The following is a 20,523-nucleotide window of genomic DNA, read 5'->3' as shown; positions in this document are numbered from 1 at the left end:
GGTAGGCCGTGTGGAGGGCGGGACGGAGCGGCGGGGCGTTGGACCCGGCCGACGGCGCCGCCCGCACGATCATGGAGCGGCGCGGACCCCGTCGGGAGTCCCGACCAGTACGGAGGAGCGAACGGATGCCGAACGAGCGAGCGGGGCAGCAGGCGCGGGCTGAGGACCTCATCGACGTGTCCCGGCTGGTGACCGCGTACTACGCCCTGCACCCGGATCCCGCCGATCCGGCCCAGCGCGTCAGCTTCGGTACCTCGGGGCACCGGGGTTCGTCCCTCGCCACGGCCTTCAACGAGGACCACATCGCCGCGACGAGCCAGGCCATCTGCGAGTACCGCGCCCGCCAGGGCGTGGACGGGCCGCTGTTCCTCGGCGCCGACACGCACGCCCTGTCCGAACCCGCCCGGGTCACGGCCATCGAGGTGTTCGCCGCCAACGGCGTGAGCGTCCTCATCGACACCGCCGACGGATACACCCCCACGCCCGCGGTCTCCCACGCCATCCTGACCCACAACCGGGGCCGTACCGGCGCACTGGCCGACGGGGTGGTCGTCACCCCCTCCCACAACCCGCCCGGCGACGGCGGCTTCAAGTACAACCCGCCCCACGGCGGGCCCGCCGGATCCGAGGCCACCGGCTGGATCCAGGAGCGGGCCAACGAGATCGTCACCGGCGGCTCGAAGGAGGTCCGCAGACTGCCGTACGCGCAGGCCCTCGCGGCCGCGAGCACCGGCAGGTACGACTTCCTCGGCGCCTACGTCCGTGACCTCCCCTCCGTGCTCGACCTGGACGCCGTCCGCGCGGCGGGCGTGCGCATCGGCGCCGACCCGCTCGGGGGCGCCTCCGTCGCCTACTGGGGCCGGATCGCCGAGGAGCACCGCCTGGACCTGACCGTCGTCAACCCGGAGACCGACCCCACCTGGCGGTTCATGACGCTGGACTGGGACGGGAAGATCCGGATGGACTGCTCGTCGCCCTACGCGATGGCCTCGCTGATCGAGGGCCGCGACCGCTTCGACGTCACGACCGGCAACGACGCCGACGCCGACCGGCACGGCATCGTCACGCCGGACGGCGGCCTGATGAACCCCAACCACTACCTCGCCACCGCGATCGACTACCTCTACCGCCACCGCGCGGACTGGCCGGACGCCGCGGGCATCGGCAAGACGCTCGTGTCCTCGGGGATGATCGACCGGGTGGCCGCCGACCTCGGCCGCGAACTGGTCGAAGTGCCCGTCGGCTTCAAGTGGTTCGTCGACGGGCTGGCCGGCGGCACCCTGGGGTTCGGCGGCGAGGAGTCCGCCGGCGCCTCCTTCCTGCGCCGAGACGGCTCGGTGTGGACCACCGACAAGGACGGCATCCTCCTCGCCCTGCTCGCCTCGGAGATCCTCGCGGTGACGGGACAGAGCCCCTCGGAGCGGTACGCCGGGCTCACCGCCCGGTTCGGCGAGCCCGCGTACGCGCGCATCGACGCACCGGCCACCCGGGAGGAGAAGGCCGTGCTCGCCCGGCTGTCCCCGGACCAGGTCAGCGCGCAGACCCTGGCCGGTGACCCGGTCACCGGCGTGCTGACGAGCGCCCCGGGCAACGGAGCGGCGTTCGGCGGGATCAAGGTGACCACCGACCACGCCTGGTTCGCGGCCCGCCCCTCGGGCACCGAGGACGTGTACAAGATCTACGCGGAATCGTTCCGCGGCCCCGGCCACCTCGCCGAAGTCCAGGAAGCGGCGCGGTCGGTGGTCTCGGCGGCGCTTTCCGCCTGACCGGCCGCGGCCGGGCGGACCGGGGACTCCCGCCCGGGCCGGCCGCGCGGGAGGATGGGGGCATGGACACGTCCGAGCGGTCGGGCCAGGGCCTGCGGGAGCGGGTCGGCGCCGGCCTGTTCAGCCACGTCGCCGGGCCCGCGGGCGCGCAGAACCGCGCCCGCATCCACGGCGCCCCCGGCCCGCGCTGGTTCGGCCCCGAGCGGCCCATCCGCACCGTCCACGGGGACGCCGCCATGTTCACCGGCGGCTTGAGCGCGCTGCTCCTGCAGTCCCTGCACCCGCGCGCGATGGCCGCCGTCGCGGCGCACTCCGGCTTCCGGGGCGACCCCTGGGGGCGCCTCCAGCGAACCAGCACCTTCCTCGCCTTCACCACCTACGGCACCGCCGAGGACGCCCGGCGCGCCGTGGACCACGTGCGCGAGGTGCACGAGCGGATCAAGGGCACCACCGCCGCCGGGGAGCCCTACCACGCCGCCGACCCGCACCTGTTGTGCTGGGTGCACGTGGCGGAGGTGGACAGCTTCCTGCGCGCTCACCAGCGCTTCGGGGCCCACCCCCTGGACGGCGCGGGCTGCGACGCGTACATCGCCGACACCGCCCGGGTCGCCCGCGCGCTCGGCGTACCCGACCCGCCGCGCGACCGCGCCGCCCTCGCGGACCGGCTGGCCCGCTACCGCCCCGAACTCCGCGCCACGCCGGAGGCCCGGGACGCGGCCCGTTTCATCCTCCGCGAGCCCCCGCTGCCGTGGATCGCCCGCGGCCCCTACGCCGTGCTCGCCTCGAACGCGGTCAGCCTGCTGCCGCCGTGGGCCCGCACGCTGCTGGGCCTGCGCGCGGCGCCGTACCTGCCGGAAGACCTCGTACGGCTGTCCGGGCGGGCGCTGACGGGGACGATCCGGTGGGCGATGGGGGCCCTTCCGCCCCGTGCCGAGCCCGCCGGGCCGCGCTGAGGGCGCGGAAAACCACCGCGCGCCGGGGCTTATCCCGGCGGCGCCGGGGCAGACGCCGCTGCGGAGGTCGCTCCGGACACCGACACGGGGCCGACGGAAGGAGCGCGGACGGTGAACAAGGCCAAGATCGCCTACAAGCCGGTGGGACTGGCGCTCGGCGCCGCCGCCGGCCTGCTGGCGGGCGTGACGTTCAAGCAGGTCTGGAAACTCGCGGGCCACGAGGACGACGCGCCGAACGCCACCGACGAAGGCAGGGCCTGGCGCGAGATCCTGTTCGCGGCCGCCCTGCAAGGGGCGATCTTCGCCGTGGTCAAGGCCGCGGTCGAACGCGGCGGCGCCACCGCCGTACGGCGCGTCTCGGGCACCTGGCCGGCCTGACGGGCGGCCACTCCCTGTCAGCACAACCACTGTCAGCACAACCACTGTCAGCACAACCACTGTCAGCACACCGCACACCCCGAGGAGGTCACCATGGCCGGCAAGGGCGGCATGGACAAGGCGAAGGGCAAGATCAAGGAAACCGCGGGCAAGGCCACCGGCAACGACCGGATGGCCGCCGAAGGCAAGATGGACCAGGCCAAGGGCGAGGCGAAGAGCGCGCTGGAGGACACCAAGTCCCGGGCCAAGGGCGCCAAGCGGGGCAAGGGCTCGCTCTGACCCCCACCGTGGCCTGACCGCCTGCGTCGCCGCCCGGTACGTACCGGGCGGCGACGTCGCGTGCCCCGGCCGTCCGGGCGGCCTCAGCCGCTGCGGCCCCCCGCGTCCGCACCGGGCCGCGGCCGGGCACCGATCAGCAACTCGGCGGCCTTGAGCGCATCGTGGGGCGTTCTGCGGCCCATCATCACGCACAAGGTGTACGTGGCGTCGTCCAGCCTGCTCTGCAGGGCGAGGTCCCCCGGGGCCCCCAGCAGTTCGCGGCGCAGCGCCCGGAAGCGCGTGACGTGCTCGCGCAGGACGTCCGCCCCGGGCAGCAGCCGCGCTCCGGCCCCCTGCTCCGGCCCGGACCGGGCGCGGCGCATGGCGGTGCGAAGTGCCTGCTGGACCGCGGACGGCCCGTCCTGCCCGGAGAGCAGCGCGACGGCCGCCGCTGCGCTCTCCTCCGCCGTGGTGCCCGTCTCCTGTGCGGTCGTCGTGAGCAGTCGGCGGGCCGTGTCCGCGCTACAGGGGACCAGCGCCATGAGGATCCCCGTGGCCCGCTCGACCTGCGTGCGCGCCGCCAGCGAGGCGGCGACGGAGGGACCGCGCGGGCCCGCGGGAGCCCGGCGGCGGCGTGGTGTCGGTGTTTCGGTCATCCGCTCGTCGCCTCCGCTTCGCACGCCGTTTCAGGCCTGAGTTTGCCCGCTATCGGAGATCCCGTATCCCGCTATGCGGTCAAATCGCGGTCAGTGGCGCGTTTGCGGCGCGGACGGGGGGTCACTCCAGCGGGATCCGCGCGTGGATCGTCTTCCCCCCGTCCGGGGTCGGCCGGATGTCGACGGATTCGGTGAGGTGGTGCACGAGGGTCCATCCCCAGCCTCCGCGGCCCCTGTGGTCGGGCTCGCGGGGCGTGGGCGGGTGCGGGCTGGTGTCCGCGACGTCGACGTCGATCGCGTCCGCGTGCAGGGTCAGGTGCAGGGTGCAGGGCCCGTCGGTATGGCGCAGGGCGTTGGTGACGAGCTCGGTGACCAGGAGCAGCAGCGTGTCGCGAGCCGGGTCCTGTACGGCGCGGCCGTGGTCCTCGGCGTCGGCGAGAAAGCGGTGCGCGGTGTCCCGGGCCGCGGCGTAGGCCCCGGGCTCCGGGTCCAGCGTGATGTGGTGCCGGGCGAGTGACGTGTCCATGGGCGCTGTCTCCCTGCGGGCGCCTGGAGGGGTTTCCGTTCCTCCGCCTGCCCGTGGGCCGTACCGGCCATGTGTCGTGCGGTACTTTTCTTGCCGCCTCCTTCGACGATCCCGCACCGATCCGGTGGGACGCTGGCGGGGCGGGGGATGGCCGTGGAGGTGCAGGGCTGACGTCCGCTCGATCCGGGGACGGGGACGGGGCCGCGATGGGCCGGCCACGGCTGTAAGACGGTCTGCGACGACTGGGTGCGGCGGTCGCCGGCGGAGCGGACGAGCAGGGCGGTGACGACGCCCCCCTACGGTGCTGGGCGTGCGTCGAACTCCTCGACGTCACGGAGGGCCTCGACGCTCCACGGCGGCGGTGCCGCGCGTGCCCTGGGGTGGTCGAGCGACAGGACGGCCCGGAAACTCGCGGAAGCCCGGTACTCCCTCGGCGACGGACCCTGCCGCGAGGCGATGGAGCAGGTGGCGCCCGTGCTCGCCGCCGACCTCACCCGGGGCCGCGACGCCCGGCGCTGGCCCGATTTCGTCCCGCTCGCCCGCGCGGCCGGGTTCGCCGGCGCGTACGCCCTGCCCGTAGAACTGCGCGGACACGGCGTCGGGGCCCTGAACCTGCTCACCCGGGAGAGCAAGTCCATCCCGCAGGGCGAGCTGATCCTGCTCGGCGCCCTCGCCCGGGTCACCGCCACCGCCGTCATGCAGTGGACGGCGGACCCGCTGCGGCCGCAGGACGTCCTCACCCGCGCCCATGCGGCCCTCGCCGCAAAGGCCGCCCTGGACACGGCCACCGGCACGCTCGCGGCGGCCGGCGACCTGCCGGTGCCCGAGGCGGCGGCCGCCCTCCAGCGCTACAGCGAGGACACCGGCGTCCGTCCCACCGAAACGGCACAGGCCCTGCACCACCGCGCCCTCGCCCCGGCCGCGGTGCTGGACCGGTCGGCCGCTCCGCGTGCCTGAGCGGCGCGCACGAGGTCGCGGGCCGGGCGGGTCATTCCTTGCCGCGTCCGCTCATCGCGTCGCGCAGCCGGTCCACCATGCCCATGCCCGGAGCGAGCAGCTTGTTGGCCGGCGGCTTGTCGGGCGCCGCGGGGTGGGGGCGGGTCGGCGCCGTCTTCTTGGCCTGGCGGACCTTGTCGCCGAGCTTGTTCAGCATGTCCGGGGTGCAGGCGGCGCGCAGCTGGGGGAACAGGTTGTTCTCCTCGTCGGCCACGTGTGCGCGGATCTCGGCCATCAGCTTGGTCATCAGGGCGTCGAAACGCGGGTCGTCCGCGGCGCAGCCCTCCAGGTCCTTCATGGTGCGCTCGGCCATCGCGTGGTCTTCCAGCTCCTTGTCCGCGATGCTGTCCCCCTGGGGAAGGTGCTCGCGGACGGCCGGGTACAGGTAGGACTCCTCGGCCACCGAGTGGCGCACCAGCTCCATGATGACCTGGTCCGCGTAGTGCTTCCTGCGCGCGTCGCCCGCGGGCAGTTCCTGGATGTTGGTGAAGAGCTCCTCCACCTCCTCGTGGTCCGTGGTCAGTTCCGCGATGACGTCGCCGCCGTGTCCCATGCCGTCTCCTCGCTCGTACTGTGATCCGATTCAGGCCACCCAGTGAACCGCCGCGCAGCGACCCGGCGGGGGATTGGTCCTCACGTAGCGTGTCGTGACAAATCCGGTGTGTACCGCTCACGGCGTCCGGCGTTGATCTTCACGCGAAGGGGAAAGGGCGGGTTATGTCACTCTCTGCTCCACTGCGTCAGCTGGTGCGCCGGCACCGGGAGCCCGCCGTCGTCCAGACCGTCCGCTCCACCGCCGCCGCCGTGATCGCGTACGTCGTCGCCCTGCGGCTCAGCGGCGAACCCGCCCCGCTGACCGCTCCGCTCACCGCGCTGCTCGTCGTACAGGTCACCCTCTACTCGACCCTCACCACCGGCATCCGCCGGGTGAACTCCGTGGTGGCCGGGGTGCTGCTCGCGATCGGATTCAGCGCGCTGGTGGGCCTGACGTGGTGGAGCCTCGGCCTGATCATCCTGGTCTCGCTCACCATCGGGCCCCTGGTGAAGGCCGGCGAGTTCGTTCCGGAAGTCGCGATCAGCGCGATGCTCGTCCTCGGCGTGACCAGGGTGGCGGACACCGCCTGGGACCGGGTGCTGGAAACGCTGATCGGCGCGGCGGTCGGCCTGCTGTTCAACTTCCTCTTCGTGCCGCCCGTATGGGTCGGGCCGGCCAGCGAGGCGATCACCGACCTCGCCCGGCGGATGCGCGCCCTGATGGTGCACATCACCGACGAGCTCGACAAGCACACCCCGGTGGAGAAGGCCGCCGCCCGCCTGCACGAGGCGCGCCGGCTCGACAACGACATCGCCCAGGTCGACGCGGCGCTGCGGCAGGCGGAGGACAGCCTGCGGCTGAACCCGCGCGTGCGCGAAGGGCTCCTGTTCCGGCTGGTGCTGCGCACCGGGCTGGACACCCTGGAGATCTGCGCGGTGGTGCTGCGCGTCTCCTGCCGGACCCTGACCGACCTGGCCCATGCACGGCCCGCGGAACCGCTGTTCCCGGCGCACATCGCGCAGGCGCTGCGGGAGCTGTACGCGCACACGGCCATCGCCGTCGAGAGCTTCGCCCAGCTGATCACGGCGCAGGTCAGCGCCAACGCCGAGGAGGCGGAGAGCAGGCTCACGGAGGAACTCAAGACGGCCCGCCTGAGCCGGGACCGGCTCGCGGACCTGCTGCTGGCGCAGGTCCGCTCCGACCCGGGCCAGTGGCAGCTTTCGGGCGCGCTGCTCGCCGAGGCGGACCGGGTGCTGGACGAACTGGGTGTGGAGAAACGTTCCGAGCGGCTCATCGAGGAACTCGACCGGCACTCGCAACTGCGCCGCGAGCGCTTCCCCCGCCTGCACCGCCTGGCCGCCCAACTCCGCTTCCGCCCCGCGGCGGCGGAGGAGGGCCGGCGACTCCGCTGGTGGTGACGCACCGCCGGGCGCGTACCGCGCTGGTCGTGCGGGTGTTTTCGGCCCCGTCGGCCGCTACCGCTGCGAGGTACCCCTTGATGGGTGCCTCGCAAGGCGTTGGGTCGCTCTCGTACGGGGCCGCCCGGGCGCTGGGACAGCGTGGCGGGGTGCGCAGTCGGCTGAACGTGCCCGGGGCGAGCGCCGGGCGGGGCGCGGGGCCGTGGTGTCAATCCGCCGGTGCACCGCGGAGCGGCGCGGGCATTTCGCCGGGGCGGTCGCCCTGCCCGGGCCGGGCCCGTGCCCGAGCTGGAGGGCGCGGTGTAGGGCACCGGGCGACACCGGATTCTGCCGCTCCCGGGGCGGGGCACGGGTGCGCAGCGCCCCGGCTGCAAGGGCGCAGGCCCTGCCGCGTCCCGGGTCGCACCGGAACCGGCGCGGGCGGAGGAACGTCCGGCCTGCGCCGGACCTGTGTCCGAGCTGGCGGCCGCGGGCACTTGGCGCACCGGTTTCTGGCGTTCCCGGGCGGCCTGTGGGTGTGCCCGCCGGACCCGCGGCTGCCGGTGCGCAGCGCCCTGGTCGCAGCAGCACCCGCACCGGCGCTCCCGCGCGGGCGGGCGGGACCGCGCGCCGTCCCCGGCGGGCGGCCTGCGGGTCCTCCCGGGACGTCGCTCACTGATCGAGGGCAGGGACCGCTTCGACCTCCCGCCCGGATACGACGCCGAGCGTCCGCGGGGCCGGGCGCACGCCCGCCCTGACGGGAGCTACCTGGTCGGGGTCAACGCCACCGACATCGGTACCGGAGCCGGTACCGAGCCTCTCTCCCGGATCGCCGCTGACGCCCTGCGCGTCCCGCTCGGCCAGCACGTACACGTCGCGCGCCCCCCCCAGAGGGCGGGGCGCGGGCGTGCCCGCGAGGGCGCAGCGCCCGGTCGCACCGACGCCGGCGCCCGAGCCGGCGGGCGGAGGAATGCCCTGCCTGCGCCGGACCTGTGTCCGAGCTGGCGGCCGCGGGCACCGGGCGCAGCGGGTCCTGCCGTCCCCGGGGGACCGGCCGCCGCGGGCTCGCCCGGCGCCGGTCGCACCGGCACGCCGGCAGACGAGAGCCGGCCCCCGCCGGGAGGCGGGGGCCGGCTTGGCGGAGGTGCCGCTCAGGCGCCCCGGCGCCCGGCGATCAGCCGGTAGAGCAGGAGGACGATGACGGACCCGACGACGGCCGCGATCCACGTCGAGAGGTGGAAGAAGCCGTTGATCGAGTCCACCCCGAAGATCACCTTGCCGAGCCAGCCGCCGAGGAGACCGCCGACGATGCCGATCACCATCGTGATCAGGCAGCCGCCGGGGTCCCTCCCCGGGGTGATGGCCTTGGCGATGAGCCCGGCCAGCAGGCCGATCAGGATCCAGGCGATGATGCCCATGCGGAAGCGTGTCCTTTCAGCGTCAGCGGTTGAACTCGGTCAGGAAGGTCTTGCAGAACACCGGCAGGTCATCCGGTTTGCGGCTCGTGACGAGCGTGTTGGGGCCCGCCGTGCACACCTTCACCGTTTCGTCGACCCACGTCCCGCCCGCGTTCTCGATGTCCGTGCGCAGGCTCGGCCACGAGGTCAGCGTGCGGCCGCGGACGCGGTCCGCCTCCACCAGCGTCCACGGGGCGTGGCAGATCGCCGCCACCGGCTTGCCGGCTTCGAAGAAGCTGCTTACGAAAGCCACCGCTTCGGCGTCCGTCCGCAGCGCGTCCGGGTTGGCCACGCCACCCGGAAGGACCAGTCCGTCGAAGTCCTCGGCGGAGGCCTGGGAGACGACGAGGTCGACGGGGAAGGTGTCCACCTTGTCGAGGTGGTTGAACGCCTGGACACTGCCCGGTTCGGTGGAGATGAGCTGCGGATTGCCGCCGGCGTCGATCACTGCTTGCCACGGCTCGGTGAGTTCCACTTGCTCGACGCCCTCCGTAGCCGTCAGAAACGCCACTCGCATGGGTCGGTCCTTCCTGTGCGCATCGGGATGAGATCCGTATTTCGGCTGTTCTCTCGTCTATCGGCCCCTTGCCGGGGACGGCTGTCTCAAACCAGCTCATTTCGTGCGGGAAACCGCGTGACCCTGCCTCCGGCCCGGGGGCGGGCGTGCGCGCCGGGCGGCCGGTGAGCCCGCGCGGGAGGGGGAGGGGGCACCGAGGGCCGGCGGGGAGCGGCCCCTGCTGCGGCCGGCGTGGCCGACGGGGCGCCCAGGAGGCGTTCTTCGTAGCGCCCGAGGGCCAGGACGGCGGCCAGCAGGACGGGGGGAGTGAGCAGCGCGACGGCGAGCATGGTGGTCCTTTGCGTCGGACAACGTGTCCCTGTCACGCGTGCCCCGTCACCGCTGCCGAAACCGGCCGAAAGCAGTGTCCGGCAGGACGTGGGCGGCGCGGCTCAGCTTCGGCAGAGCCGCCGGTGGGCCAGGTAGGCCGCCGCCGCGGCGAGGGCGCAGGCCACCGCCAGGACCGCGCGCCGGCTGTCCTGGAGGGAGAGGGCGAGCTGGGTCGCCTTTTCGCGGGCCGGCTGGGGCGGTACGTCCTCGGTCAGCTGTGCCACTGGGCGGGCTTCCTCTCGTACGTCGGCCGGAGCGCCGGCCGCAGTGTCGGCGGGTCCCTCCCCGGCCGTGCTCACGGGGGCGACTCCGCCCAGGACTCCGGCCCGGGGCCGCGCCACTCGACGAGTTCGGGATCGCTGAGGTCCAGCTCGTCGGGATCCTCCATCCCGGCCGCGCTGAGGAAGACGAGGATGTCGGACGGCTTGTGGGCCACGCCGATGGCGACGCCGTCGTAGCGCACCCGGCGCCAGCCGTTCTCGTCGGGAGGGTAGATGACCAGTCGGGCGGACATGCTCCCATCCTCGGCCCGGTCGCCGCGTGCGGCGTCCGCTGTCGCGCGTACGGGTGGCCGGCCCCCGGCGCGGCCCCGGTGGCCCGGGCGGGGTGCGGCCTCCGTCGCGGCCGGGTCGGCCAAGACCGCACCCCGCACCGCGGCGCCTACCCCTTGCGGTGCCCGGGAAACGAGCCGGGCCGCGCCCCGCTCAGCCCGCCGGGACCGGGTCCGCGCCGAGGCAGTCCAGCAGCCCCGGACGGTGCAGCTCCGCTATCGGCGCCAGCAGGTCCGGGTGGCGCAGCAGCGCCGCCGCGTCCCGGTCGTTCGCCGCGGGCCGCGTCAGGCGGCCGAAGGCCATCGGGACGGCGTCGGCGTGCTCCGTCCCGGCCAGGGCGGCCACCGCCGCGAGGGCCAGCGACGGGGTGGTCAGCAGACACGCCGCCCAGCTGGCCACGACCTCGTCGACCCAGCTGCGCCACCCGTGCTCCCGCTCCTCCTCCGCGGAGGGGGCGTCCGCGCCGGTTATCCAGTCCAGTCGGGCCGAGCCGCCCGGCCCCGTCAGCGCGACCAGCTGCGCGTCGAGGTCCGTCGGGTACCGCAGCCACGCGGCGACCGTCACGGCCTGCCCGGCCTGGGCCTGCGCCAGACCGCGCTGGAGCGCGCCGGTGCCGGCCGGGTAGGCGCGGGTCAGCCAGTGCGTCGTCGCCGCCATCAGCGGGGACAGGGAGGAGTCTGCGGGCACTGGTGACCGTCCGGGCGGATAGGTAAAAGGGCGAATCGTCACGATAACGGCCGCGTCGGACCCCTGGGAATGGTCCGGCCCGGATCGTGGCGCACGCCACGGACACCGCGGGAACCGGTCAGGCGCGCAGCCGCAGCGGATGGTCCGCCGGGACCTCCACGACGGCGATCCGCACGCCGTCCGGGTCCTCGATCCACATCTCGATCAGCCCCCACGGCTCGCGCAGCGGCTCCCGCAGCACCGCGACCCCCCGTGCCAGCAGTTCCTCGTACGCCGCCCGCACGTCGGCGACCTGGAGCCACAGCCGCAGCCCCGGGGCGGGCGGGCTGTCGGACCGGCCCGACACCTCCAGGAACCCGCCGCCGAGGAAGTAGACCGTCCCGCGCTCGGGCCCCGTACCGAACTCGCGGTACACGGCGAGTCCCAGCGACTCGCCATAGAAGGCCCGCGAACGCCCGGGATCCGTGGGACGCAGCAAGATCCTGCTGCCCAGTACGTGCACCATACGGACGAATCTACAGCTGTGGCCGGAAAGGTCCACCGGACAGACCTTCCCGGCCACAGCACCAGCCGCCGCCTTCCCCGGCGGAGCGAAGGCACGCGTACCGGGGAGTATCCGTGGCGCAACCGGGCCGGCGCGGCGCGAATGCCGAGGAGGACCATGCGGCTGCGCACGAGTCACCCCGACCGGCCCGGCTACACCCGGGTGCGCCACGGCCGGGGCTTTCGCTACCCGGACCTGACGGGAGCGCCGGTCACCGACCCTGCGGAGCGCGCGCGGCTGCGCTCCCTGGTGATCCCGCCCGCCTGGACCGACGTGTGGATCTGCCCGCGGCCCGCCGGTCACATCCAGGCCATGGGGACCGACGGGGCGGGCCGCAGGCAGTACCTGTACCACCCGGCGTTCCGTGAGCGGCAGGAAGCCGCCGAACACGAACACGTGCTGGACGTCGCGATGCGCCTGCCGCTGCTGCGCAAGGGCATCGATCAGGACCTCGACACGCGCGGACTCGGCCGGGACCGCGTCCTCGCCTGCTCGGCCCGCCTGCTCGACCTGGGCTTCTTCCGCGTCGGCGGAGCCGCGTACCGGCGCGACGACCAGGAGTACGGGCTGACCACGCTGCTGCGGGAACCGGCCGTCTGCAGCCGGGGCGAGGTCTGTTTCTGCTACCCCGGAAAATCAGGGCAGGAGCAGACCCGCGCCCTGGCGGACCCCGCCGCCCACGCCGTCGTCAGGTCCCTGCTGCGCCGACGCGACGGCCGGTCCCAGCTGTTCGTGTACCGCGAGGGGCGGGTCTGGCGCGACGTGCGCGCCGACGACGTCAACGACTCCCTGCGCGACGGGTCCGGAGCGGACATCACCGCGAAGGACTTCCGGACCTGGCACGCCACGGTCCTGGCCGCGGTCGCGCTCGCCGTCTCCGTCGACGTCGCGGGCGAGTCCCGGGCCCGGCGTACGAAGGCGGTGGCGCGGGCGGTGCGCGAGGTGAGCGGCTACCTCGGCAACACGCCGCCGGTCTGCCGCTCCTCGTACATCAACCCGAGGCTCTTCGAGCTCTACGAGAACGGCGTCACGATCAAGCCGGCGCTGGACCGGCTCGGCGCCGACGTGGTGTACGGGCACCCGGCCACCCACGGCGAGGTGGAGGCGGCGGTACTGGAGCTGCTCGGCTGAACCGGCGGCGCCCGCCGGGCCTCCGGCGCGGGGCCGGGTGCCGCGCCCTCAGGTGCGCAGGTGGCTGTTCGTCCCGTCGTGCCCGTCGGCCTGGTCCTCGTTGAACCAGTAGTCCCCCGCGGCCAGGTACCGGAACGTGTGCGTCTTCTTCCCGCTGAGTTCCACGGTCACGGCGCGCAGCCCGTCCTCGCGGGGCGCCAGTACGTGGGTGCCCGGCTGCCAGCCGTTGAAGTCGCCCACCACGCTGACCGGCCCGGGCGGATTGTCGGCCGGAAGGACGAAGGTGACCTCGGTGCCGTTCTTGCGCCGCTTGCGTTCGAGCACGTGAAACTCCTTTGGCCGGAGGTGGGTGCGGCCACTGTGCCAGCGGGGTGACCGACGGCGGCCGTGGGCGCGTGGAACGGCGGAAGGTTTCACCCGTACGCCAACCCCTTGGAAGGGCCCGGTTTACCGCCGGGGCCGGACGGGGCGCACGGATGGCGCGGGGTACCTCCGGGTGGCCGATCCGGGGTGCGGGAGCCGGCGCCGGCCCGCAGCATGGCCCTGTCCACCCCCGATCGTTGAGGAGAACTGCGATGCCCCGAGGTTCCACTGGCAAGCGCGAGCGCCAGTACGAGCACATCAAGGAGTCCGGCGAGATGCGCGGCATGTCCGAGGGCCGGGCCAAGGAGATGGCCGGCCGTACGGTGAACAAGGAGCGGGCCCGGTCCGGCGAGACGAAGTCCATGAGCCGCAGCTCCTCCCGGGGCTCGTCCGGTTCGTCCGGCGGCAGCCGCAGCTCCGGGACCGGCTCGTCGGGACCCACCCGCGACGCGCTGTACGAGGAGGCGAAGAAGCGGGGCATCGAGGGCCGCTCCTCGATGAACAAGGACCAGCTGAAGAAAGCCCTCGGGCGCTGAGCGGTGGAGCGCCGCCGCCGTGGCGGACCGGCCCGGGCCGGTCCGCCGCGCCGCGTGTGACCGGCCCCCGCGAGGGCGCCGGAGGACCCGAAGGAAAGGCGACGTGATGAACAGCGAAGCACGGCACGCGGACGACGCGGTGCTGGTGACGGCCACCGACTGCTCGCCGGAGTGCGCCCGTGCCCTCATCGGGTTCCTGGAACGGGCCTTCCCCGACGACGAGGCGCGGGAGACGGCGCCGCAGGCCCGCCGGGAGCACGCGGGGGCGCCCACCGTCTGGAGCACGACCATCGACGCCGGCCGGCCGGCGCTGCCGACGGGCCCCGTCACGCTGGACGGCACGGTCCGGGTCGGGGTGCAGGGCGGCCCGCGCGCGGTGGACCGGGTCCTCTTCGCACTGACGGAGGCCTTCACCGTCGAGGCGAAGGGCACCGTCGCGGGTGACCAGGAGCGGGAGGTCGAGCTGCTGCTGCGCTCCCCGTGACCCGCGCTCCCCCGCAAGGGCCAACACCGGCGCGGGCCGGGCCGGTTCCGGCACCGCGGGGTGGGGCCGCCGGGCGGGACCTTGTAGACTCCGTACCCATGTCGAAGCCTGACGACCTGCTCGTCGCCATCGCCGCCGCCGTGGAGTCCGAGCCGACCAATCAGATGGCCCTGACCGTCGTCGTGCACGGCGCCGTGATCACGGGCCGCCTCGCGCCGGAGAGCGTCTGGCGCCAGCGCGTGGCCGAGGTGCTCAAGGACTCGGACCAGCTCGGCGCCTTCGCGAACGTCTTCCTCGATTCGGGGACGATGGCTCCTTCCCCGCAGGTCGCCCCGCCCGCCTACCTCCACTTCCACGTGGCCCGGATCCTCCAGGGCACCGTGGGCATCCCGGAGACCGGCGGCATGTACCGGATCGCGGTCAAGGACGTCAGCGCCTGGACGATGGGCGATTTCAGCTTCTCCGAGCGCTGAGGCCGGGCGCCCGTCGCGCGCCGCCGCCGTCCGGGACCGCCGCCGCTATTCGGGACCCTTGGCCGGGCCCCTCCCCTCGCGGGAGCGGTCCCGGTCCCGGCCGACCTGCTCGGCACGCCGCTCCGGCGGCTCGCCGCCCTTCCCGCGCCCCTCCTCCTTCACCGGCTGGTCCACGTGCGGCTTACGGCGCCCGGCCTCGGCCTCGTCGTGGTGCAGGGGCGCGCCGCCCGCGCCGCCCTGGTCGTCCATGACGTTCTCCTTCCGTGCGTGCCGACGGGTACGCGCCGGTCGCGTCCGCCGGTGGGCGGCTACCCGCCCCCGGGCCGGCCATGCCGGTGGGTCGGCCACCACCGCCGGGGCGTCGCCACCACCGACCGTGTGAGCCCGGCCGGAGGGGGTAGGCGCCCGCCGAGGGCCGTTGCAGCAGACCCGGGAAAGGCGACGATCATGGCCGATGACAGCAACACCCAGGGCGATGAGGTGTACCAGCCGCAGAACGGCGACCAGCGCGCCGAGTACCAGCCCGACATGGAGAACGCCCTGGACGAGCCGGACGCCGACCAGCGCCTCGACGAGGGGTACGACACCCCCGACCGGCCCCGCGCCGTCTCCCGCCACGGCACCACGGCAGCCGAGCAGCGCGAGGGAGAAACGCTGGACCAGCGCCTCGCCCAGGAGACCCCCGACGTCGGCCAGACCGGACGGGACAGCGGTCCGCACCCCGAGCCCTTCCCCGGCGAGAGCGTCGGCCGGCTCACCCCCGTCGAGGACGAGCACCCCCAGCGCTCCATCGACGTACTGGCCCACGACGTCGGCGCCGACGGGGGCGCGGAGTCCGCGGAAGAGGCCGCGATGCACGTGGTGGGCCGCAACACCGCCCCCGAGTCCCGCGCGGCCCCGCCGCGCCGGGAGGACCCGCGCGAGCGGGAAGCGCAGAAGCCGTCCCACGACCGGACGCCATAGCGCGCCCGGCTCGGGGTAGGCGCCCGCCATGGACCTACGACGCACCGCAATCGGCACCGCCGGCAACGGCCCCGGACCGGTACTGACCGCCATGGAGCGGCTGGAGCAGACGCCCGTGGCCGACGGTCTCATCGAAGCCATCCGCCGCGTGGTGCGCGGCCTCCCCCTGGGAGCGGCCCGGGACGTCCTGCACGGGCGCCCACTGGGCCACCCGGCGCACCCGCCGCTCGTCCAGGTGCCGCTCGGCGCCTGGTTCTCCTCCGCCGTCCTGGACCTGCTGCCCGGGCAGCGCCGGGCGGCCCACGCCCTGATCGGGGTGGGGGTGGTCACGGCCGTGCCCGCCGCCCTGGCCGGCTGGACGGACTGGGCCGAGCTGCCGCCCGAACAGGCCCGAGTGGGCCTCGTCCACGCCCTCACGAACAGCGTCGGCCTCTGCCTCTACACCGGTTCCTTCCTGGCCCGCGCCCGCGGCCGGACCTGGCGGGGCAGGGCCCTGTCCGCCGCAGGGCTGGCAGCCGTCTCGGCGGGCGGCGCCCTGGGCGGCCACCTGGCCTACCGCCAGGCTGCGGGCGCCAACCACGCCGAACAGGTGGCCCACCTCGTCGGGGAGGGCTGGCACCGGGTCGGCCCCGTCGCGGACTTTCCCGTGGACCGGCCGTCCCGGGCCTCCGTCGACGGAGTGGACGTACTCGTCGTCCGTGCGTCGGACGGGGCCGTGCACGTCCTCGCGGACCGGTGCGCGCACATGGCCGGGCCGCTGTCCGAAGGCGAGATCGGCGACGGCTGCGTACGCTGCCCCTGGCACGGCAGCGTCTTCCGGCTCTCCGACGGCTGGAACGTCGAGGGCCCGGCCACCGCCCCGCAGCCGTCGTTCGAGACGCGCGTCGCCGACGGCCAGGTCGAAGCGCGGCTGCGCCCCTTCCACACCCCACGGTCGTCCTCCCCCTGAAACCGGGGCCCGGCCGCGCAAGACCCAGGAGGTGTAGTGCATGTCCAAGAACAGGAAGTCAGGACACCCGTCACACGGTGAGGGTCCCAGTCGCCACCAGGGGACCGAGCAGCACGGATGGTCTCCCGACGTGGACGCCACCCGTCAGCAGGACAACCCGAGCGCGCACCGCTCCTTCCACCCCGACGAGTACGCGAACGAGGGCCCGGACCGGCGCTCCGGGACCAAGGCCGCACCGGCCAAGGCCGACGAGGGCACCCCGGTCAAGTCCGGCGGCCGGCGCGGGGAGGACAAGAGCAAGGGATCCGGCTCCGGCGACAAGGGCCACCACGACATGGGCGAGAAGGGCGCGTCGCGGCGCCCCAGCGGGACCAAGGACGCCTCCGCGTACACCGGCGTCGACCCCCAGGAGCCGCACGGCAAGCGCCGTGGCGGCTGACGCCTGCCGTCCTGTGGCACAACCCGCAGCGGCATGACGTACGACCACCCGAGGGTGCGGGTCCTCCTGGACGAGGACGGCGTCCGGGTGGTCGTGCTGTCGGGGGAGTTCGACATCGACAGCGTCGGCCCGCTGGCGGAAGTGCTCGCCGACGCCGCCCGGGAGGGCGTACGCCGGGTGGTGGACATAGCCCGGGTCACCTTCGCCGACTCCTCGCTGCTGAACACCCTGATCGCCGGCGACCGCGAGGACCACCTGGTCCTGGCCGGGCCCGTGCCGGAGCAGTTCGCGGGGCTGCTGCGGCTCTTCGACGCCGAGTCCGAGCTGGAGATCGCCCCCACCCTCGCCGAGGCCCGCGCCCGGTCGATGCCCTGACCCGGCCCGCGGCCCTTCCCGCCGGACCGTTCGGCGCCGGACAGGTTCAGCCCAGCGCGGACGCGGCCACCGAGAGGTCGCCGACCAGTCCCCGGTACGCCACTTCGCGGTCGTCGGAGCGCAGGACCGAGGAGGGGTGCACGGTCGCCAGCAGCTGCCCCTCCCACGCATCGGCGGGATCGTCCGAAAGGGCGGGCATCGGACGCAGCACACCGCGCTGCTCGCCCACCTTGAAGGAGCTCCCGAGCAGGGCGCGACCCGCGGTGCCGCCGAGTACGACGACCACCTCGGGCGTCACCAGGCGCAGCTCAGCCGCCAGCCACGGCCGGCAGGCGGACATCTCCCGCAGGCTGGGTGCCTTGTGGATCCGGCGCTCGCCCCGGGCGTCGGTCGTGGACTTGAAGTGCTCGACCGCGTTGGTCACGTACGTGTCCTCGTCGCCGAGGCCCGCCTCCTCCAGCGCCCGGTGCCGGGGTCGGCGCCCGCGCCGTCGGCCATGGGGCCCACCTCCCTGCCGCGCGCTCGGGCCGGCTCCGGCGGTTGGTACGCCCTGCGTTCTTCACCGCAGGGCGGCATGCGGCTCATGCCCGCGGGCGCGGCCGACGAACTCGGCCACCTGCTAGTCCGCGACGGGTTGGGCGCGTTCCCGGACCGCGTGCATACAGGCGGCGCAGTAGTGGTCGGCGGCGGGTTCCGTCCCCGGGAGCGGGTGCCGGCCGGGGCTGAGCTGGGATCCGCAGAGCGTGCTGAGGGCGGTGTCCTTGGCTATCACGTGCCACAGCAGGTGACCCCGTTCGGCGCCGGATTCGGCGCGCATCTCGTACATGGGCGTACCTCTTTCATGCTGGACGCGGCAGAGGGAACGGCCTGCTGTCCATGAGAGCGCGCCGTGCGCGAGGGGGCCAATGGGGGTAGACCAGTAGGAGGAAAACGAGGCGGGTGAGGTTTGGCGGGCGCTCGGCTCCGCCGCCGGCACCGCCACGGGAGGAGGGTGCTCCATGGCCTGGGCGTCGTGGACGACGACGGGGATCTACCCGGGGGCGGGCGGCGTCCGTACGGAGGAAGCGGGCGTGATCGCGGGCAACCTGACGGTGCACACCACCTGGACGGGCGCGGCGGCCCAGGTGGCCGTCCAGTACAGCGGCTCGTCGGACTGGTTCACGCTGTCCGGGAGCCCCGTCGAGTGCGACTCGGAGCAGGAGAGCCGGGAGCTGCACCAAGCGGTGGTCGAGGCGCTCCGCGACGGAGGCGGCGCCGGCGTCCCGGCCGAATGGGCCGGGCGCGTGGCGTGAAGCGGAGCCGCCTCCGTGCGGGCGGCGGCCTCAGGTCACGGGGTCCGGCGCGGGCACCGGACCGGGCAGCGGGCCGGGCGCGGGCAACGGGTCGGGGCCCGGCGCGGGCTCCGGCTGCGGATCGGGCTGCGGCTGCGGCGGCGCCGGAGGCACCGGATCGGGGCCGCCCGGCCCCGGGACCGGACCCGGCAGGGGGCCCGGCTGCGGTCCGGGGCCGGGACCGGGTGCGGGGGTCGGGTTGGGGGGTACGGGATCGTTCGGAGGGGTGGCCATGGTGCCCTTCTCGGCTCGGGCCGGTCACGGACGGACCGGCGCTGACGGTGAACTCTCGTCAGGCGGTTACCCGGAGGCCGCGCACTGACACGGCACCCCGTCAAGCCGGCCGGCCGCTGTCAGTGATCGGAGTCGGAGCCGGAGCCGGGGTCAGAGCCGGAGCCGGAGTCGTCGGCGGCGAGTTCGAGGGCGAGTGCCTGGAGGATCTCCTGCGCGGACATGTCGGGGTCCGCCTCGTCGTAGGCGTCCGCGACCGCTTCGAAGGCCAGTACGAAACCGGTGACGAGGGCGCTCCACGGGCCGGACAGCTGGTCCAGCACGGCGAGTCCGATCTCCGCCGGATCGGCTTCGGCGGGTACCAGGAACTCCGCCGGCGTCACCTCGCTGAGCAGTGCGGAGACGTAGTCCCTGCCGATGTCGCCGCGCACCCCCGTGAGCACCGCGATGGCCTTCAGCTTGATCTCGTTCTCGGTCATCCGGCGAGAGTAGGGGGTAACGGGCGCACCGACCCGCTGGCATGCCGGGCACGGACGCGGGCGGAGCAGGGCCGCCCCGGCCCCGGCCTCACCGGTACGGAGCCCGCGGGCGGGCGGGCCGGTCGGGGCGGCCGACCGCCAGGAGTTCCTCGGCCGCCCGGAGCGCCAGATGGGTGCTGCGCCGGCGCATCAGGACGCAGAGGGTGTACGAGGCGTCGTCCAGCCGGCTGCGCAGCGCGGCGTCACCCGGCGCCGCGGCGGCGGCCCGGCGCAGCGTACGGAACCGGCGCAGGTGCCCGCGCAGCAGCGCCGGGTCGGGCAGCAGCCCGGGGGAGGCGGGATCCGGCGGGGGACCCGGCGCCGCCAGGGTCTGCTCGACCAGTGACCGCAGCACCTTTTCCACCAGCGGTGACCGGCCGGGCCCGGAGGCCCGCTCCGCGCCGCCGCACAGCGCGATTGCGGCGCGGGCGGCCACCGTCAGCCCCGCCCCCGCCCGGCCGGCCGTGTCGACCAGGATGCGGCGCGCGGTGTCGGCACCGCACGGTACGAAGGCCATCAGGGCCCCGGTGGCGGAGCCGATGACGGCGCCCGCCCCCGCCGGCACCCCGCCCGGCCCGGCCCCGTCCGGCGGGGCGACGGTCGCCGGAGGCAGCCGGCCCGCGGGGGTGTCGTTCATCCGCCGACTCCTTCGATGGGTGTGCCGGGGTGAGTGGCCGAAGGGGTGAGAATCGCCGCCGGTCGCCCCGCGGTACCGGCCGGGCGAACGCGAATGGCACATGATGACGCAGAGCGGGCCCCCGGACCCCGAGACCCGAGGGTCCGCTCCTGCGGCGAACCGGCCCCCGGCCGGCGACGGGGACCGGTCCGGCGACCTGTCCGGACACCGGGCCGGTGAGCGGCCGGGGGCGGATCGCGGTCAGGCGGGCACGATGTTCTCGGCCTGCGGCCCCTTCTGGCCCTGGGTGACGTCGAAGGTCACCGCCTGCCCCTCCCACAGTTCCCGAAAACCGGTAGCGTTGATCGCTGAGTAGTGGGCGAAGACATCGGGGCCGCCCCCGTCCTGCGCGATGAAGCCGAAGCCCTTTTCCGCGCTGAACCACTTCACCGTTCCGGTAGCCACACAGGTCCCTCTCCTCGACGGTCGGCCTTCCACACCATGCGGAACGCCCGAACGACGGG

At 74.4% G+C, this 20,523-nt stretch carries 31 protein-coding genes; 15 read left to right on the top strand and 16 right to left on the bottom strand.

Annotated features, from left to right (window positions below; translation table 11 throughout):
* Nucleotides 1-125 precede the first annotated feature (125 nt).
* The 4 genes from pgm to ACZ4M3_RS22785 all read left to right on the top strand — a co-directional run bounded on the left by pgm (nucleotide 126) and on the right by ACZ4M3_RS22785 (nucleotide 3,376).
* Entirely contained in the window at nucleotides 126-1,766 is a 1,641-nt protein-coding gene (pgm, locus tag ACZ4M3_RS22800) for a phosphoglucomutase (alpha-D-glucose-1,6-bisphosphate-dependent) (protein ID WP_467735362.1), read from the top strand.
* Nucleotides 1,767-1,828: 62 nt separating this feature from the next.
* Entirely contained in the window at nucleotides 1,829-2,719 is an 891-nt protein-coding gene (locus ACZ4M3_RS22795; RefSeq protein ID WP_467735360.1) for an oxygenase MpaB family protein, read from the top strand.
* Between the two features lie 111 nt (nucleotides 2,720-2,830).
* Complete coding sequence (locus tag ACZ4M3_RS22790; protein WP_467735358.1) at nucleotides 2,831-3,097, top strand: DUF4235 domain-containing protein; 267 nt, start codon at nucleotides 2,831-2,833, stop codon at nucleotides 3,095-3,097.
* 93 nt (nucleotides 3,098-3,190) lie between these two features.
* Nucleotides 3,191-3,376: a CsbD family protein gene (locus ACZ4M3_RS22785; RefSeq protein WP_467735356.1), complete on the top strand. Its 186-nt coding sequence runs from the start codon at nucleotides 3,191-3,193 to the stop codon at nucleotides 3,374-3,376.
* 83 nt (nucleotides 3,377-3,459) lie between these two features.
* Here the strand turns inward: ACZ4M3_RS22785 and ACZ4M3_RS22780 are convergent, their stop codons facing one another.
* Nucleotides 3,460-4,011 (bottom strand): DUF5133 domain-containing protein, encoded by a 552-nt coding sequence (locus ACZ4M3_RS22780; protein ID WP_467735354.1) that lies wholly within the window; start codon nucleotides 4,009-4,011, stop codon nucleotides 3,460-3,462.
* Between the two features lie 121 nt (nucleotides 4,012-4,132).
* Entirely contained in the window at nucleotides 4,133-4,537 is a 405-nt protein-coding gene (locus tag ACZ4M3_RS22775; protein ID WP_467735352.1) for an ATP-binding protein, read from the bottom strand.
* Between the two features lie 246 nt (nucleotides 4,538-4,783).
* On the opposite strand from ACZ4M3_RS22775, the gene ACZ4M3_RS22770 reads away from it, so the two are divergent.
* Nucleotides 4,784-5,494, top strand: coding sequence for a GAF domain-containing protein (locus ACZ4M3_RS22770; RefSeq protein WP_467735350.1), 711 nt, complete (start codon nucleotides 4,784-4,786; stop codon nucleotides 5,492-5,494).
* A 31-nt stretch (nucleotides 5,495-5,525) separates the two neighbouring features.
* Here the strand turns inward: ACZ4M3_RS22770 and ACZ4M3_RS22765 are convergent, their stop codons facing one another.
* Entirely contained in the window at nucleotides 5,526-6,086 is a 561-nt protein-coding gene (locus ACZ4M3_RS22765; protein ID WP_467735348.1) for a hemerythrin domain-containing protein, read from the bottom strand.
* Nucleotides 6,087-6,250: 164 nt separating this feature from the next.
* Between ACZ4M3_RS22765 and ACZ4M3_RS22760 the strand changes: the two genes are divergently transcribed.
* Complete coding sequence (locus tag ACZ4M3_RS22760; RefSeq protein WP_467735346.1) at nucleotides 6,251-7,486, top strand: FUSC family protein; 1,236 nt, start codon at nucleotides 6,251-6,253, stop codon at nucleotides 7,484-7,486.
* A 1,130-nt stretch (nucleotides 7,487-8,616) separates the two neighbouring features.
* Here ACZ4M3_RS22760 and ACZ4M3_RS22755 read toward each other — a convergent pair.
* The 6 genes from ACZ4M3_RS22755 to ACZ4M3_RS22730 all read right to left on the bottom strand — a co-directional run bounded on the left by ACZ4M3_RS22755 (nucleotide 8,617) and on the right by ACZ4M3_RS22730 (nucleotide 11,551).
* Nucleotides 8,617-8,883, bottom strand: coding sequence for a GlsB/YeaQ/YmgE family stress response membrane protein (locus ACZ4M3_RS22755; protein WP_467735344.1), 267 nt, complete (start codon nucleotides 8,881-8,883; stop codon nucleotides 8,617-8,619).
* 22 nt (nucleotides 8,884-8,905) lie between these two features.
* Nucleotides 8,906-9,439, bottom strand: coding sequence for a type 1 glutamine amidotransferase domain-containing protein (locus ACZ4M3_RS22750; RefSeq protein ID WP_467735342.1), 534 nt, complete (start codon nucleotides 9,437-9,439; stop codon nucleotides 8,906-8,908).
* Nucleotides 9,440-9,870: 431 nt separating this feature from the next.
* A complete protein-coding gene (locus ACZ4M3_RS22745) occupies nucleotides 9,871-10,032 on the bottom strand; it encodes a hypothetical protein (protein WP_467735340.1) in 162 nt (53 codons plus the stop codon).
* Nucleotides 10,033-10,103: 71 nt separating this feature from the next.
* The gene (locus ACZ4M3_RS22740; RefSeq protein WP_467735338.1) at nucleotides 10,104-10,322 is read right to left on the bottom strand and encodes a hypothetical protein; all 219 of its coding nucleotides are present in this window, start codon (nucleotides 10,320-10,322) and stop codon (nucleotides 10,104-10,106) included.
* 190 nt (nucleotides 10,323-10,512) lie between these two features.
* A complete protein-coding gene (locus ACZ4M3_RS22735) occupies nucleotides 10,513-11,046 on the bottom strand; it encodes a hypothetical protein (protein WP_467735336.1) in 534 nt (177 codons plus the stop codon).
* 118 nt (nucleotides 11,047-11,164) lie between these two features.
* A complete protein-coding gene (locus ACZ4M3_RS22730; protein ID WP_467735334.1) occupies nucleotides 11,165-11,551 on the bottom strand; it encodes a VOC family protein in 387 nt (128 codons plus the stop codon).
* A 156-nt stretch (nucleotides 11,552-11,707) separates the two neighbouring features.
* On the opposite strand from ACZ4M3_RS22730, the gene ACZ4M3_RS22725 reads away from it, so the two are divergent.
* Entirely contained in the window at nucleotides 11,708-12,721 is a 1,014-nt protein-coding gene (locus ACZ4M3_RS22725; RefSeq protein ID WP_467735332.1) for a DNA topoisomerase IB, read from the top strand.
* A gap of 48 nt (nucleotides 12,722-12,769) precedes the next feature.
* Here ACZ4M3_RS22725 and ACZ4M3_RS22720 read toward each other — a convergent pair whose 3' ends face one another.
* The gene (locus tag ACZ4M3_RS22720) at nucleotides 12,770-13,045 is read right to left on the bottom strand and encodes an isoamylase early set domain-containing protein (RefSeq protein ID WP_467735330.1); all 276 of its coding nucleotides are present in this window, start codon (nucleotides 13,043-13,045) and stop codon (nucleotides 12,770-12,772) included.
* A gap of 251 nt (nucleotides 13,046-13,296) precedes the next feature.
* Here ACZ4M3_RS22720 and ACZ4M3_RS22715 point away from each other — a divergent pair, with 251 nt between their 5' ends.
* The 3 genes from ACZ4M3_RS22715 to ACZ4M3_RS22705 all read left to right on the top strand — a co-directional run bounded on the left by ACZ4M3_RS22715 (nucleotide 13,297) and on the right by ACZ4M3_RS22705 (nucleotide 14,577).
* Entirely contained in the window at nucleotides 13,297-13,620 is a 324-nt protein-coding gene (locus ACZ4M3_RS22715) for a plasmid stabilization protein (RefSeq protein WP_467735328.1), read from the top strand.
* Between the two features lie 106 nt (nucleotides 13,621-13,726).
* Complete coding sequence (locus tag ACZ4M3_RS22710; RefSeq protein ID WP_467735326.1) at nucleotides 13,727-14,104, top strand: hypothetical protein; 378 nt, start codon at nucleotides 13,727-13,729, stop codon at nucleotides 14,102-14,104.
* Nucleotides 14,105-14,202: 98 nt separating this feature from the next.
* Nucleotides 14,203-14,577, top strand: a complete 375-nt coding sequence (locus ACZ4M3_RS22705; protein WP_453355936.1) for a hypothetical protein — start codon at nucleotides 14,203-14,205, stop codon at nucleotides 14,575-14,577.
* Nucleotides 14,578-14,622: 45 nt separating this feature from the next.
* On the opposite strand, the gene ACZ4M3_RS22700 is transcribed toward ACZ4M3_RS22705, so the two are convergent.
* A complete protein-coding gene (locus ACZ4M3_RS22700) occupies nucleotides 14,623-14,826 on the bottom strand; it encodes a hypothetical protein (protein WP_467735324.1) in 204 nt (67 codons plus the stop codon).
* Nucleotides 14,827-15,024: 198 nt separating this feature from the next.
* Here ACZ4M3_RS22700 and ACZ4M3_RS22695 point away from each other — a divergent pair, with 198 nt between their 5' ends.
* From ACZ4M3_RS22695 to ACZ4M3_RS22680, 4 genes are all read left to right on the top strand, one after another.
* Nucleotides 15,025-15,540, top strand: coding sequence for a DUF5709 domain-containing protein (locus tag ACZ4M3_RS22695; RefSeq protein WP_467735322.1), 516 nt, complete (start codon nucleotides 15,025-15,027; stop codon nucleotides 15,538-15,540).
* Nucleotides 15,541-15,568: 28 nt separating this feature from the next.
* Entirely contained in the window at nucleotides 15,569-16,489 is a 921-nt protein-coding gene (locus ACZ4M3_RS22690) for a Rieske (2Fe-2S) protein (RefSeq protein WP_467735320.1), read from the top strand.
* Nucleotides 16,490-16,619: 130 nt separating this feature from the next.
* Entirely contained in the window at nucleotides 16,620-16,928 is a 309-nt protein-coding gene (locus ACZ4M3_RS22685) for a hypothetical protein (protein WP_467735318.1), read from the top strand.
* 33 nt (nucleotides 16,929-16,961) lie between these two features.
* Nucleotides 16,962-17,303, top strand: a complete 342-nt coding sequence (locus ACZ4M3_RS22680) for an STAS domain-containing protein (RefSeq protein ID WP_467735316.1) — start codon at nucleotides 16,962-16,964, stop codon at nucleotides 17,301-17,303.
* 46 nt (nucleotides 17,304-17,349) lie between these two features.
* On the opposite strand, the gene ACZ4M3_RS22675 is transcribed toward ACZ4M3_RS22680, so the two are convergent.
* Together ACZ4M3_RS22675 and ACZ4M3_RS22670 are read right to left on the bottom strand one after the other, a co-directional pair.
* Nucleotides 17,350-17,727, bottom strand: coding sequence for a uracil-DNA glycosylase family protein (locus ACZ4M3_RS22675; protein ID WP_467735314.1), 378 nt, complete (start codon nucleotides 17,725-17,727; stop codon nucleotides 17,350-17,352).
* A 195-nt stretch (nucleotides 17,728-17,922) separates the two neighbouring features.
* A complete protein-coding gene (locus ACZ4M3_RS22670) occupies nucleotides 17,923-18,129 on the bottom strand; it encodes a hypothetical protein (RefSeq protein ID WP_467735312.1) in 207 nt (68 codons plus the stop codon).
* A gap of 172 nt (nucleotides 18,130-18,301) precedes the next feature.
* On the opposite strand from ACZ4M3_RS22670, the gene ACZ4M3_RS22665 reads away from it, so the two are divergent.
* Entirely contained in the window at nucleotides 18,302-18,595 is a 294-nt protein-coding gene (locus ACZ4M3_RS22665) for a hypothetical protein (RefSeq protein ID WP_467735310.1), read from the top strand.
* A gap of 392 nt (nucleotides 18,596-18,987) precedes the next feature.
* On the opposite strand, the gene ACZ4M3_RS22660 is transcribed toward ACZ4M3_RS22665, so the two are convergent.
* The 3 genes from ACZ4M3_RS22660 to ACZ4M3_RS22650 form a co-directional block, all read right to left on the bottom strand.
* Nucleotides 18,988-19,344 carry a hypothetical protein gene (locus ACZ4M3_RS22660; protein WP_467735308.1) on the bottom strand — a complete coding sequence of 119 codons (357 nt, stop codon included), beginning with the start codon at nucleotides 19,342-19,344 and terminating at the stop codon, nucleotides 18,988-18,990.
* A gap of 88 nt (nucleotides 19,345-19,432) precedes the next feature.
* A complete protein-coding gene (locus ACZ4M3_RS22655) occupies nucleotides 19,433-20,020 on the bottom strand; it encodes a DUF5133 domain-containing protein (RefSeq protein ID WP_467735306.1) in 588 nt (195 codons plus the stop codon).
* Nucleotides 20,021-20,260: 240 nt separating this feature from the next.
* Nucleotides 20,261-20,464 carry a cold-shock protein gene (locus ACZ4M3_RS22650; RefSeq protein WP_136215879.1) on the bottom strand — a complete coding sequence of 68 codons (204 nt, stop codon included), beginning with the start codon at nucleotides 20,462-20,464 and terminating at the stop codon, nucleotides 20,261-20,263.
* Nucleotides 20,465-20,523: the final 59 nt, after the last annotated feature.

This window comes from Streptomyces sp. NPDC026522 (genome assembly GCF_055567555.1).
Note: the sequence above shows the minus strand (reverse complement) of the source record. Positions and strands in the feature narration are given on the sequence as shown.